Origin of the sequence: Paraburkholderia caledonica NBRC 102488, assembly GCF_000685095.1 — a bacterium.
GTDB classification, from domain to species: domain Bacteria; phylum Pseudomonadota; class Gammaproteobacteria; order Burkholderiales; family Burkholderiaceae; genus Paraburkholderia; species Paraburkholderia caledonica.
Map to the genome: position 1 here is coordinate 417,494 of NZ_BAYE01000005.1, position 14,453 is coordinate 431,946.

The following is a 14,453-nucleotide window of genomic DNA, read 5'->3' on the forward strand; positions in this document are numbered from 1 at the left end:
CCGCGAATCCCCGCCTAGTTGCGCAACATGTAAGTCTCGTACTCGAGCGACGCGAATTTGCGGTCGAGCAGCGTCACGGCAGCCATCACGACGAGCAGCAGAGCGAGCGCGAATCCATAGCCGTATAGATCCGGGCCGAGCCAGAGGGTGATGCCCGTGAACAGTGCGTTCAGCACGACGAACGCGGCCGTGAGTTTGAGCACGGCACGGCGTGCGTCGAGATAAAAGAACACGTTGAGCAAGCCGAGCAGCAGTACTTGCAAACTGGCCGAGATCACATCCACGATGAGCAGCGGCAAATACAGAGTTGAAATTCCCAATGCTTCCAGCACGAGATGCCCGAAAGCGAGGATCAACAGCAGAACGACCGTCTGGACCTTCACGATCTCGTACAGCCCTGCCCGCACGCTGCCGACCATCATGTCGCGCATGTCGTTGATATGGCGCAGCGTCGCGCCGCTGCGCACTGCGTCGTAGAAGCGGTCGTAGTACTCGACGAAATCCGCTTCGATCCGCACGAGAAAGGTTGCCATGCCGGGCATCACGCACACGTATGCAATGAACACGGGAATATCGTAGATCACCGACGCATGCAGCGGTCCGATCACGCGCGCGCCGGTGTCAGGCGCGTACCAGAACATGAATTTGTCGATCCACACGCCAAGGTTGAACAGCAGTCCGACGAGCGCAAGACTCGGATACGCGAAGCGTTTTTGCAGCACCTCGAACGAGATGAAGCGTTCGCTTCGGTAGTTGCGATAGATCAGCCCGGACAGTCCGGCGAGCAGCACGACATGACCCGCCACGAAGCCGCCGAGCAGCCCCGGCAGTCCATGACGGTTGAGCATCAACGCGAACGCAACGGTGCAGCCGTAGCCAAGCGCGAACACATAGAGAATTTGCCGATACTGCTTGACGCTCGACAGGAAAATCACCGCGATCCAGATATTGCTGACGACCACGAACCCCGCCACCATCAGCAGCCGGTAGATCAGCGGCTCGCCGCGAAAGCCGAATGCGACCGCGATCACGCCGAGCACGCCCGAGGCTGCCGTTGAAAGCAGCACGACGCCGTTGTAGTTCGACAGCACGAGGTCGTCGCGCTTTTCGAACAGACGGTCCGAAATAAAACGTGTAAACGACAGTTGCAGCGGCCCGGTCAGAATCAGGCTGCACGCGACGAGGTAAGTGACCGACACCTGGAACTGCACGATCGCGTACTTCGGGATCACGAACGCGAGGCTCATCACACCAATAATCAGGATACCGAAGATCGACAGAATGAGCGGCCCCGAACTGATCAATCCCGCGTACGCATAGGCGCGCGCGACGCCGAAAAGCGTCTGGTGCTTGAGTATCTTGCGGAGCTCGAAACCGATGCCGGCCATCAGCGCACCTCTTGCGGTTGGATTCGCGCGTCGCCGTGATGCATCGGGCAGCCGCCACGCGCAGCCGCCGCGTTGCCGCTCTCGCGACCGTCACGTGTTGGCGCGGCCGTCAGGCATTCATACAGCACGCGGTATTGATCGATCATCTGCTTCTTCGTGTAGAAACGCCGCACCCGCGCAAGGCCCGCCTGCTGCGCCGCGAGCCAGCGCGGTTCGTCGCCGAGCAGATCGAGCACAGCCAGCGCGAACGCTGCCGGATTCGCGATAGGCACGACGCTGCCCGCCGGGCCCAGCGCGCGGTCTTCGTCACCGTAACCGTCGATCAGCTGACGGCACGAGCCAACGTCCGTCGTGATGGCAGGCACGCCAGCCGCGAAGCCTTCCAGCACGACGAGCGGCAACGCCTCGCTGATCGACGTCAGCGCGATGACGTCCACTTGCGGCAGGATTTCGTCGATGCGCTGGAAGCCGAGGAATTTCACGTTCTTCGCGAGCCCGAGACTTTGCACCAGCGCGCGGCACTCGAGCGCGTAGGCCGCATCTTCTTCCTCCGGCCCGACGATCCAGCCTTCGATATCCGGCATGGTTCGCGACGCGATAAAGAGCGCGCGAATGAAGGTCTTGATGTCCTTGATCGGCACCACGCGGCCAATCAGCGCGACTACGTTGCGCGGCCGTGCGACGCGTTGTTCGACGAGCGGCGCCAGTGCGTCGACGTCCACGCCGTTCGGAATGTTGCGCGTGCGCGAAGCGAGTGCGCCGTCTGCGATCTGCCGTTGTCGATTGGTCTCGTACAGCGCGACGATGTCGTCGGCGGCGTCGTAGGCGAGCTTGCCGAGCGCTTCGAAGAAACGCACCCACAGTTCGCGGAAGTAACTGATCTTCGAGATGTCGCGCTCGAATGCGCCGCGGTTGTCGCGTATCCACTGGCTTTGCAGCAGATCGATCTTGCGTTCCTTCGTATAGATGCCGTGTTCCGACACGAGCAGCGGCCGCCCACTCCGGTAATGCAGCAGCGCGCCGAGAAAACCCGCATAGCCCGTCGACACCGTGTGATACACCTTCGCCGGCGGCACTTGCTCCGCGACGCGCGCAAGCTGCCACAACGGTTTGTGCATGATGCGCACGGTCCAGAAGTAGTCGGTAAACGACGGGTCCGTGCAATATCGATCGTACTGGTCGACGATAAAGTCCCACGCGGCGCGGCTCGACAGGAACTGCTCCTCGTTCAGCGGCCCCTCGTCGCCGATCATTTGCACCATGTCGGCCATCAGCGCGCCGGGGTCCGACGCTGCGTCGGAACTGCCGCGGTTGCGCCATGCGTCGTGCAACGCGGCCGAGCGCGCGAATGCCTGCGCGTCGCCGGGAATTTCACGCGACGCGTCTTTATCGGCATGGGCCGCTTCGTACAGATAGTGGACTTCGAAATGGACGACGTTATCCGGCAGCGCATACGCCGCGCCTTCGTAGTCTTCTTCGCGGCTGCCGACGAACACGATCGAAAAGCGCAACTCCGGATACGAGCGGATCATGCCGTTGACCCAGCTCGATACGCCGCCGCGCACATAGGGGAACGTGCCTTCGAGTAGCAGGCAGACATCGGCGTCCGCAGCGCGGCGCAGCAGTGAGGGTTTCATGTTGACCAGTAACGCGCGACAGGTTTGAGCATCGGCAGCGTCGCGGCATTGCCGAGCGACGCCAACAGTTCGGATACGCGCGCAAAATCCCCGCGCAGGAATTCGACTTCGGCAAGCCACGGCACCAGACGCTCCCGTGGGAAGCCCAGCGCCTGGGCACGCGCCATGTAGTCGGCCGCTTCGTCCGCGGCGCCGTTCGCGAGAGCGAGGCGGCCGCGAATCATCCATAGCGCGGCGTCGCCGTCGTCGATCTCGAGCGCCGCGCGTGCGTGACGATCGGCCTGTTCGAGCGTGTGCCGGTAGACCGCGCCTTGCACCAGGTTCTGATAGATCAGTTCGAAGTACAACTCCGCAAGCTGACGATTGATCGCGTGGCGCTGATCGTCGGTGCTTGCCGTCTCGAGACTTTGCCCGGTCTGGAAAATGCGCTGCGTCACTTCGTTTTCCGCCTGATCCAGCGTGCCATAAGCGATGAGGCGCACGTCTTCAACCGGGTCCGCAAGCAGTTCGCGCAGCAGCGTGCCCGTGGTGCGCGTCGGCATGCTCTGGATCGCGACGAGCGCCGACAGACGATCCGACGCATTCACCTGCGTATTGACGATGCGCGCCTGCAAGCGCGCGCCGCCGCCATGCGATACGCGCGACATCAGGTGCGTGACGAATTCGGGCGGCGGCACGTCGTCCAGCTCCTCGCCGCTGTGTGAACGCGGATAGCAGGCGGCCCACGCGCAGCTCACGAGTACGACGAGGCCGCCGAACAGCGGCACGAATGCGCATCCGAGCCACAGCAGCAGCAAGCTCCAGCCGCGCGGCTCGCGATAGTGCTGCGGTAACAGCGCGCGAAACAGGAGCGCCTGCAATGCACCGCCGATCAGATTGATCGCGACGACGGGCAACAGCGGATCGAACGCCACCTGCCCGTTCGCGACGCGCCAGACCAAAGCACATTGCACCAGCACGACGAGCACGATGCCAGCGAAAGCGACGAAAGCGCGAAGTACGCGCGACGCGCGGCCTGTGGAGTGAGGGCGAACGGTTTCAGACATCGACGCCACTGCGCACGAGAAGACGCTTCAACGCCGGACCCGGCTCGCCGCCGAGATGCAGCGTATGCACGCCGATGCGCGCGCCTTCGAGATCGAGATTGAACTGCGCGCGCAGGCTTGCTTCGATCCGCGCGAGATAACCGTCCACGCCGGTCGCATCGGTCGCCGGCATCAGATTGATCAGCACCGACTGCCCCGCGGCCTTGACCGGCCACATCAGATCGAGAGCACGGCGGCGACGCATCACATGCTCGAAGAACGAGTCGCCTTCGTCGTCGTGCGGGAACACCAGCGCGACGAGCGACGACGTAATGCCCGCCGCGTGTTCGAGGCGCGTGAGGCGGCTCACGTCGAGCGCGAATTCGTATGGGCAGTCGGGCAATGCATCGAGGATCGTGCGTACCTGCTGCGAGTGTTCGACGCCGTCGGCGTAATAGCCGAGCAGCACCAGCAACAGCTGCAGGTTGTCGAAGTTCAGCGACAGGAACGGCATGCGCTTGATCGCCAGCACGGCGATGAGCCGCCCGTCCGCCGAGATCATCGGCGCGCACACGAGCAGGCCCGTGTTCGTGAACGGATGCTCGCCGCTCTTCAGATGCGCGACGGCTTGGGTTTCGAGCGCCCGTGCGACGAGTTCGTCCCGCGGGTCGAGCTCGAACGCATCGCCGATCCGGGCGAGCGGTTCACGCCCGAGCTTGCCGACGTGCACGGGGTACAGCGCGGCCACTTCGATCTGACACGCCTGCGCGACGAATTCGAGCAGCGCGTGCGCGCCCGGCAGATCGTGCGACGGCACGTCCTTCGCACTATCGAGCCCATGCGCGACCGACAGGCGGCGCAGTTCGGTAATCGAATCGCGCAGCGTGGTCGGCTTCGACAAAAGATCTTTTTCGAGCCGCTCGTGCGACAGGCGCATCAGGTAATGGCTGTTCGTAATTGCGACGAGCCGGTCGTTCAGGTAGTCGTTCAACGCGTTCGCGCGCTGCGCCCGGTTGCCCCACGTATCGCCGAAGTGACCGGCAACGATGGTCTGCAACAGGCCGCCGGTGAAGAACAGCGTCGGCCATGCGTCGGGGCTGCCGCGCATCAGCACCTGCCACGCGCCGATCAGCATCGCGCAGGCGAGCAAGCCGAGCAGCGTGCCGTAGCGCAGCGCCACAATCAGCGGCGCGAACCACAGCCACGGAAAACCCGCATGCAGCAGGAAGGGGTCGTTGCGGTCGAGCGCCCAGCTCAACGCGCCGGCCGCCGCAACGAACGCGATCGTCTCGACAATTGAAAACGGCCGAGCCACCGCGGGCGCAACGATGCGCCGCAACGCGCTCAGGTTGCCGAGCGGATTCGAATGGCGCGGCTTCGCCGCACTGGCGGCGGATTGCGCGGTGACGGTATTCACAGCCGACTCCTCATGACATCTCGAGATACGAATGACAGCGTGCCTGCGCAGCGCGTGGATCAACCGCGCGAGCGCAGCGGCGACAACAGACTGCCGATCAGCGACGAAGCAACGCTTGCAAGGCTCGAGCGCGTCCAGCCGCTCTTCGAACCCGTGGCGCTCCAGACGACCTGACCCGATGCGACGTCGATCAGTTCGAAGGTGACGCCCGCTACCGGCTCGCCGTCCACGCCCACCTTGTAGCGCCACTCTTCCACTGCGCCGGTCAGCACGTATTTCACATGCTGCTCACGCGCCCATGCGAGTTTTTTCTCGCCGAGATCGCGCTGCGCGGTATCGAACATCGCGTTCGCCGATGCATCGACGGGAGCGATCCGCACATCCGTCAGGCCGTTCGCGCGCAGCGTGTTGGCCGCGATTGCGGCAGCGCTGCTGCCCGCCGCCGGCGTTTCGGTGAAGTTCGCCATCGACACGACCGCAACCGAGTCCCTGGCGCCCAGCGCCGGCGAGCCCGTTTGGCGGATAGAACCGCACGCGCCGAGCACGAGTGCCGTCGCCGTCACCGCCGCGGACCATTTGATGAGGCCGGACCATCTTTTCATGTTGTTCATCGAACCACTCCTCAGTAACGTCGTTATTCGTTGCAGGCGCGATACGCCTGCAGTGTCAATCGAACAGAATCGGTAATCAGTAGTACCAGCTGTAGCGCGCGCCCAGCACCGTGACAGGCGTGCCGATCTTCGACACGCGCTGGTGTTGCAGGAACACCGCGACGTGATCGCCGCCGAACACGGTGCCCGCGATACCCACGCTCATTTGCGGCCCCCAGCCCTGTATCGAATCGTGCAGCAGGCCGACGTCGAAGAAAGGCCGCCAGCGGTGCGTGTACTGTTCGAGAAGATCGTTGCCCGCGCCGAAGAAAAAGCCGTATTGCGTATAGGTGTCGGGCATGAAGTCGCGCGGCGTGGCCGGTTGCAGCGCGACCGGCAACAGACGCGAGATCAGGCCATCGGCCTGGCCGCTTGCGCCATAGCCGCCGTGCGTGATGAGCGCACGCAGCGTGTAATCGGGGTACTGCGTGCGAATCCGGTAACTCACCTCGCCCGTCGACAGCACGCCGCTGCCCATATAGGTGCGCGCCTGGCTGTAGAAACGGTCCGCCTCCACGCTGCCCGTGAGCGTGATGTGCTGCGTGATGCGATACGTGAAATCGCCGATCACGTTGTCTTTCATGCCGCCGACCAGCAGCGTCTGGGTTTCGTCCGCGACCTGATTGCGGCCCGCGCGGAGCCCGAGTGTCAGGGCCGAGTTGCGGCCCACCTCTCCCGCCAGATCGAGCGTGTAGAACGAGGCGGCCGCAACGCGCCTGCCGCCGGTGATCGTGAAGGACGTGTCGCGCGTGCGCCGCTCGCCATAGATGTTGAGCCATCGGTCCACCGAAGGCACGTTGACGAGCTGGGTGATGTCGGTGGAATGCTGAAAATGCTGGACGGCAGTCACGCCAACGAGATAACGCTCGGCGATCTTGCGACTGCCGGCAAGCGTTGCCTCGACATAATCGAGCGGATGCTCGACGTAGTTGGTGACATTCGCGTCGATCGATTGCGGCCAGTCGAGCGTCGTCTCCGTGACCCGCGTGTGCAGTTCGGTGTCTTCCGGCGCGCCGCCAAGGGCGTCGAATGCGAGCTGCTGCGCGCGATCAGGATGATCGACGGCAATGGTCGCGTCGATGCGGTCGTAGACCGGCAAGCGCGAGCGTTCCAGGTCGAGCAGGCGCTCCATCTCGCCCACGTTGTTCTCGGCAAGCGCGATCGTGAGCCGCGCGTCGGCGGGACGCGACAGGCGTTCGGCATACTGCTGCGCGAGCCAGCGCTTTGCAAGCGGATTGCTTTCGTGCGACAGCGCCCATGCAACCGCGACGTCCTTCGCGACCGCGCCGCGCACTTGCGCATTTTGCGGCAGATCGGCGCCTTGCATCGGCGCACCGCCGGGCAAACCCTTCGCGTTGCCGATCAGGGTGCGGCGCAGTTGCGCGATGTCGGCCGGCGTCGCGTGCGTGGACATGAGGTCGTCGAGCAATGCGGCGGAGACGTCACCCGTTGCAAACTCCGTCGATAACGTCACACGGCGGCCGCGCAGATCGGCGGCCGTTTCGGCGTCCTGCGCGGCGCGGCCACGCATCGACGCGCGTTGAGCGCCGTGGAGTTTCGCGAGCTTCGCCTGTTCGTCCCGCAGTTGCAGCCACACCTTCTTGCGGATGGTCCAGGCCAGCCCCGCGTGCCCCGACTGTTCCTGTGCGTCGGCATAGGTGAGGAGCCAAAGCGGATCGCGCGACATCATGCCCGCCTGCCGGCGCAGATAGTCGAGCGCGGCGACGGGCCGGTTCAGGCGCATTTCAGCGGCGGCGAACGGACCCCACAACGCCGAGCTTTGAGCGGCGCTGCCGCGCCAGCGCTTGAGCACGGCGCGCAGGTCCGCGTCGCTGCCGTAGTCGACGAGGGTCCACAGATACGCGGCGCTCACGTCGGAGCCCGCGCCAGGCAGGTCCACCGCGCGCTTCAGATCGGCAAGCGCGTTCTGCGGCTCACCCATCAGGCGATAGTATTCGGCGCGAACGCCGAGCAATGCGGGCGACGCATCGGCGGTCTTGCGCTCGTCCGGCGTCAGATTCGCGAGGAGCGTCGCGATCCGGTCCAACGCCTGCGCGTCGAGGTAGTAGTAGATCGCATCGCGCAACGCACGCGCCGTGTGTTCGCGATGAAAGCGCAACTCGGCAATGCGGCCTGCGTCGATCGGATACGGATCATAGAAATCCGTCATTTCGCCGAGGTCTTCCCGCGTCGCCATGCCGTTCGCGAGCAGGTGGCGATACGCCTCGTTGGCGTCGTCGTCGCGCTGCTGCAGTCGCGCCAGTTCGGCGTAGTTGCGCCAGAAAACTTCGTCACCGTCTTTTGCGCCTGCTCGCGCGGCGGACAACGCGGCGAGCGAGGCGCGATAGTCGCCCTTGCGGTACAGCACACTCGCCGTGCGCAGCGCGGCCGTTGCGTCGTTCGGATGACGGGCCTGCACCGCGCGATAGGTAGCGAGCGCTTCTTCGTCGTGCCCTGCCCGCTCGGCAAGCGCGCCTATGCGTTGATCGATCGCATCGGCATTCGCGCCGCGCGGCAGCGAACGCAGGAACGCCAGACCGTCGTCGGGCCGGCCAAGACGTTCATAGGTGGCGGTGACGCTGTCGACGAGTTTCATGTCGCCGGGCTTCGCGCGCGCCTGGTGGACCAGCGCGACGAGATACGCTTCGTCGTCGTTGAGCATTGGTGCGATACGCAGCACGTTTTGCCAGCCAACGGGATCGTTCGACACCTGCGCATATTCGAGCCACGACTTCAGCGCAAGTGAGGGGTCGCGATTCCATTCCGCCACTTCAGCGAGTCGCTTGACCCACACGGCGGAGCGCGGATCGCGCTGCACCTGTTGCGCGGCGATTTTCTGCGCGTTGGGCAGGTCGCCGGATTCGACGAACGCCTGGAATACCGTGTTCGCGATGCCGGGGTCCGGGTTAGTCTGGGTTGCCGGGGTTGCTCGGCTTGCCGGGCTTGCTGCAGTCGCAATGCGAACGACGTGCACCGTGCGCGGATTCTGCGCCTCGCCGTGCATCGCCTCGCGCAGACTCGCGAGCACGAAGTCGTGAGGCCGCGCGACAGGTCCGTCCATATACGCGTATTGCGCGCGCTGGGAAGGCTGCGCTTGCGGCGGCATCTCACGTAATTCGATCGACGTATAGCGGGCCAGCATCTTCGCGTAGCGATCGACCGCTTGCGGCCGGTTCGCGGCACGCGCGAGATTCAGCAGCACGACGAGCGTCGCCGGATCGTCGGCGAGCGTGCTGCCATGTGCGTCCGCCGCGGCAAGCGCGTCATCGAGCAGATTGCCCGACTGCAACGCGCGCAGGCCGGCCACGAAACAACGGCGCTGTTCGTCGCGCGTGCGAGCCGCAGCCTGCTGACGGAACCACGCATCCGCGGCCGCGCGATAGTCGCCCACTTGCAGCGCGTAGCGCGTGATCTGCGTGTCCCACTTGTTGCGGCCATCGGGATCGTTAGCCGAGAGCCGCGCGTAAAGCTGCACCGCGAGATCGGGCAGACCGACGGCAGCCGCGCGTTGCGCGAGCCATTCGAGGTCCTTCGGCGCCCACTGCAGCTTTGCCGCTTCCTGCAAATGCACGCGCAAATCGTTCAGTTCGCGGGCGCGGCGCGGATCGTCTTCGGCAATCGCAAAGGTGCGCTGCTCCGCCACCGAAAGACGCAGCATCGTCGCGGTGCGATGCATGTCGTCGGTGCCGAGCGCATCCATGCGTGCGGCGATCCGCTCGGTGTCGGCGGTGCGGCCCAGATACGAATACTGCGCGCCGAGCAACGACAGAAACTCCTCGTTATCCGGCCGCACCTTCGACCATGCTTCCAGATACGCGACGCTCAGGTCGCTGGGAGCCCCGACCGACGCCACGCGCTGGCGCAAGCCGCCGCGCGGCGACACGCCGTATATTGTCAGCAGTACGACGCCCGCCATCAGACAAACGAGCCAGGTCGGTGCGATACGGGGACGTTTAGCGCTCACAGGAAATCTCGACGGGCTGATAGTTCACCTCCAGACCGGCGGAGGCCGGGGTGTCGAAGCGCAAGCCTGCGGCGTCGCGGTGGACGGCGACGGGACGTCCGGCGACATTCACACTGCAACTGCCCGCGTGGGCAAGCCTGACGAACGGCTGGTAGTAGCCCCCGAATTCGAACGACATGCCGTTTGCGCCGCGTCTGAAGTTGCGAACGAAGCCGTTCGCTTCAGCGATGTAGGGCAATGCGGCTGCTTTCGAAAGCGCTCCCGCGGCACTATCGCGAGCATCGGCACCGTTGAACGACACGCGAGCGGCGCCGTCGGCGATGTGGACATAAGTGCCGTCGGGGCCGGCCGAATAGCCGGTGACGCCGGCCGATGCATGCAGATCCGGCGCCGTCGAAAGCGGCCAGTGCAACTCCCGCACGTCCCCGTTGCCGCGCACGATCCAGTCGCCGTCCGCGCGCTTGCCGCCAGTGGCACCTGCATCCGCATCCGCGTCGACGTCGCCGCGCACCGCGCGTGCGACAGCGAACGAACGCCAGTCGAGCACCTTCTGCGTGTAGTCGGTCATCTGCACGGGCAGCACGGCTTGCTTGAGCACGGCAGTGAAGATCTGGTCGAGCGCGCGCAGCGAAGCGACCTTCGTGCCGCTATACATGTGGTAGTACAGGTCGATCGGCTTGAAACGCAACGGCTTGTCCGTCATGTCGAAGGTTTCAAGCACGCGCGTGAAACCGTAGAACGGACCCAGCCAGTCGTTTGTGTAGACGTTCTCGTCCTGATTCGGCGCATACACCTGATACGCACCCGGCCCCTTATCGACGCCGATCGGCGCGATGTTGGTCCAGCTGCTCGCGCTCTTCGTGATGACGGTGTCGCCGCCGTTCACGTTCGCGACGCCCGCCGCATAGACTTTGCGCACGACCAGCGCAGGCGGCTTGCAGTTGCCGGGCCATTGCAGGATGGTCGTCTTCTTGCCGGGAGGCGCAAGGCGCGTGTTGATGTAATCGATCGAGCCGGTTACCTCCCGGTCGATGTCGAACGTGTAGTTCGGAATGTTCAGCGAGAACGCAGTATCGCCGCCGCCGCGATCCACACGTTCGCCCGTCTTCGCGTCCACGCTGCCCCAGTCGAACGGATGCGAGTAGGTATGAGTACCGATCGCGACATACGGCAGCGCGAACATCTTGCGGGCGATCTCTTCCAGGCGCGGCGAGATTTTCGGGTAAAGACCCGTGGGGCCTACTTCACCCTCGATGACGGACAGCGTCATCGGCACCTTGTAGCGGGTAAAAATCTGCTGATACAGCGCTTCGCCCGAATAGTCCGCGCCGGGGAATTCCGCGCGCGACGCGAAACCGTCACCGTCGACATGCGACATGAAAAGGCGCCGCCCGTTTTCGGTGGTAACGCTCGGCGACGGCATCTGTTGCAGACGCAATGCGGCGGTGAGGAACGAAATGGGTTGAATCGCCCAGCGCTCCTGGTCGATGCCGTTGAGCGACACGACCGTGTACGGGCTCATTGCGAAGCCGCCCCATGGCGTGATCGCGACCGGGTCCAGCGTCGCCTGACCGCTCTTTACGCGCAGCAGCGGCCGGCTGGCCGCGCCGACCTGAACGCCCGTCAGGTCGCGCGGGCCGAGCTTCGGATCGATCTCGAAGCCGATCATCGGATCGCGCGAGACGACGTCTACCTTGTCGCTGAAGGGACCCGGAACCGCCTGCAGATCGAGCGCGCGTCCTTCGTCCTCGGCCGCGTCGAAACCGAACTGGCCAAGAAACGCAACGGGAACGTGCGCGGCCATGCGCGCATCGACCCATCTGCGCCACACGGCGCTGTCCTGCGTGCCGCTGCCCTGCAGCCACGCAACGACGCCTGCGTAGCGGTCGGGCGTAATGTCATCGGGAAGCGTGTCGTTGACGTTCGCGTACTCGACGTCATAGCCGAGATAGTTCAGCGGCATTGCCAGGTCGCGCACGCCGGGGGTTTCGTCGAGCAGCAGATCCTCGCCCGTGTCCTGCACGACGAGCACCTTGCGCGGCAGCACTTCGATTGCGCCGATGCCGACCACGTCGCGCGCCACGTCGGTCACATAGGGCGTGACGCCCGTCGCCACCACCTGGGCCGCCGTCCTGCGCGCGCACGCGCGGTCATCGGCGCCGCAGTATTCGATCGACACGACGGGCACGCCCGTCTGCCGCATGAACGCTTGCGCCGCGGCGACGCGCGCCGCACGGTCGTCTGCGGAAACGAGGATCTGCCCGGCACCGCTCGGGCTCGCGCCGCTGACGAGCGACGGGCCCACCACCGCATACAGCGCTTTGGCATGCGGCGTGGCGAGCGTAAGCGCGTCATCGCCGCCGATCACGATTCGCGCGTCGGGATACGCCGCGCGAATCGCGTCGATCGATGCAAGCGCTTGCGGCGTGTCAAGCAGGAACCCGCGATAACCGCGTTGCCACAGCGGCTCGATTACGCTCGCGACGAATGCACTGGGCGTGCTGGCAGCGGCATCCGCACCGGTGCGCGCAAGCCATACGGTATGGCGCAACGGGTTCGCCGCCGGATCGAAACCGTGCGACGGATCGACGACGACAGCATCGAAAGCTTGCAACAGATTGACCGGCACATTGGCGCCGTCGAAAAACGCGAGATTGATTGACGCAGAGGGACCCGCTTGCACAGTGCGCGCTTCTGCCTGCGCTAGCGGTGCCGCGGGTAACGTCGCGGATCGGGATTGCGGTGACGTCGACTGAGCGTTCGCGCTGCCGCAGACGATCGCGAGCGCCGCAAGGACAGCGCACTCGGACACACGCATGAGGCGCTGACGAGCACGTCCCCGTTCGAGACGCGCCGGCCTGGTCTCGCCGCCCGGCACGCTGCGAAGCGCCCGGCGCGCACCCCCGATCGTTTGAATCCCCAATGGCATGTGATTTCTTCTTCGGTTTATGCTCTTTTACCGGCCCGCATTGAACGCGGCTCTTTTTGGGCTTTACTGCAGCCCACTCGATTGACTGCCCCTCTTTCGACGCGCGCTGCGCCGACCTTTACAACGGTGTAATAAAACACCGCCACGGCCCTCTGGCGTTAATAGCCGCCCGGCGTCCAGGCTGCGCATTCTAATAGCTGTTATTTCAAATTGCACGAGTATTCTGGCGCTCGGGTTTTTTACCAACAATCGCCAAAAACGCCCGGAACATCAACGAACTACTGTGCTACTCAATCCTATATCACGGCGCAAACGTTTCACCACTTCACCACCCGGGGTGTCCAAAATCATTCGGCCTGACAACAATTAACAATCCGGGAATGACTTAATCGTTTTTCGGCGGAGAGCTTTCGAGCAGGCTTAAGCGGGCGAGATGGGTCTCGCCGCGCCAGTGTTGTGTCAGGTACTCTGCTGCGGAATCGTCGCCGCCGCACGTGGCTATTGATGCGCCATCCGGCGCGAGAGAAGGATCGCCGGGATTTCGCCGCTGGCCGTTTGGTGAAGCGATCTTCGATAAACCGTTTTAGCTGGAAACCGCTCAGTGGACTTCCCTGCCAATCTCGAGAACCCGATTTGTGCCATTGCGGTACGGATAGATAACGCTGATTTTGCAGTCGCGAGGTGGCGTTAATACGGCCACGTTTGGGGCGGATTTTTGTTCTGCGAGTCAACGGCAGCCGCACGAGATCTTGCTGTTTCTGCCGCCAGAGCACCCACGCTCCTGAACCTTTATTAAATGCAGATTAACTATTTTTCATTTGACACGTCGCTTTTGATGCAGCGCAAATTAACTGACGTATCGATCGATTCGGCAGCGAGCTTATTGACTCGCGCAAACGTTATCGTCGGTCGATATCCTTTTTTCCCGGCATAGAAACGCCTCGCGGCGCATAGCGGGTCGTTGCAGTGAAACAACGGCAAGGTCGCAGCTGACAGTTGGCGGCACCAGGCACAGCCATTGCTCAACATCGCTCGCCGGCAGATCGCTCGTTCGGGGACCTGGACCCGAGGCGAGCCGCCGTTCTACTTCAATCCAGTATTCATCGGTGGGAGGCCTCATGCTTCGATACGCTGCAATCTTCTTCGTCATCGCTATCATCGCCGCGGTATTCGGCTTTGGCGGCATCGCCGCTGGCGCGACGGAGATCGCCAAGGTGCTGTTCTTCATCTTCGTGGTGATTTTCCTCGTCACCTTGCTGATGGGCGTGATGCGGCGCTGATCACCGCATCGGCTGTATAAGCGGAGGAATACCCGCCCCGGCGCGTGCGAACAACCTGTTGCAATACCTGCCACGGTGTATTGCAATAGTTGCCGCTCACGCCGGGCTTCTCCGCGACGCAGCACGCACATCGCTATACGTGTACCGCCAGTTTCCAGTGCGT

Annotated in this window: 8 protein-coding genes; 1 reads left to right on the plus strand and 7 read right to left on the minus strand. The window is 63.9% G+C overall.

Annotated features, from left to right (window positions below; all coding sequences use genetic code 11):
• Positions 1-14: 14 nt before the first annotated feature.
• The 7 genes from pelG to BCA01S_RS13660 form a co-directional block, all read right to left on the minus strand.
• Positions 15-1,388: an exopolysaccharide Pel transporter PelG gene (gene pelG, locus BCA01S_RS13630; protein WP_027777362.1), complete on the minus strand. Its 1,374-nt coding sequence runs from the start codon at positions 1,386-1,388 to the stop codon at positions 15-17.
• Complete coding sequence (gene pelF, locus BCA01S_RS13635; RefSeq protein ID WP_027777363.1) at positions 1,388-3,025, minus strand: GT4 family glycosyltransferase PelF; 1,638 nt, start codon at positions 3,023-3,025, stop codon at positions 1,388-1,390. The genes pelG and pelF overlap by 1 nt, the downstream gene beginning before the upstream one ends.
• Positions 3,022-4,071: a hypothetical protein gene (locus BCA01S_RS13640; protein WP_027777364.1), complete on the minus strand. Its 1,050-nt coding sequence runs from the start codon at positions 4,069-4,071 to the stop codon at positions 3,022-3,024. Before BCA01S_RS13640 ends, pelF begins: the two co-directional genes overlap by 4 nt.
• A complete protein-coding gene (locus BCA01S_RS13645; RefSeq protein WP_027777365.1) occupies positions 4,064-5,467 on the minus strand; it encodes a PelD GGDEF domain-containing protein in 1,404 nt (467 codons plus the stop codon). The genes BCA01S_RS13640 and BCA01S_RS13645 overlap by 8 nt, the downstream gene beginning before the upstream one ends.
• 59 nt (positions 5,468-5,526) lie before the next feature.
• Positions 5,527-6,078, minus strand: coding sequence for a hypothetical protein (locus BCA01S_RS13650; RefSeq protein ID WP_027777366.1), 552 nt, complete (start codon positions 6,076-6,078; stop codon positions 5,527-5,529).
• A gap of 76 nt (positions 6,079-6,154) precedes the next feature.
• Complete coding sequence (locus BCA01S_RS13655) at positions 6,155-10,033, minus strand: tetratricopeptide repeat protein (protein WP_042318558.1); 3,879 nt, start codon at positions 10,031-10,033, stop codon at positions 6,155-6,157.
• A 37-nt stretch (positions 10,034-10,070) separates the two neighbouring features.
• Positions 10,071-12,899, minus strand: a complete 2,829-nt coding sequence (locus tag BCA01S_RS13660; RefSeq protein ID WP_425176062.1) for a polysaccharide deacetylase family protein — start codon at positions 12,897-12,899, stop codon at positions 10,071-10,073.
• A 1,229-nt stretch (positions 12,900-14,128) separates the two neighbouring features.
• On the opposite strand from BCA01S_RS13660, the gene BCA01S_RS37105 reads away from it, so the two are divergent.
• Entirely contained in the window at positions 14,129-14,290 is a 162-nt protein-coding gene (locus BCA01S_RS37105; RefSeq protein WP_006051149.1) for a DUF1328 domain-containing protein, read from the plus strand.
• The last annotated feature ends 163 nt before the right edge of the window (positions 14,291-14,453 follow it).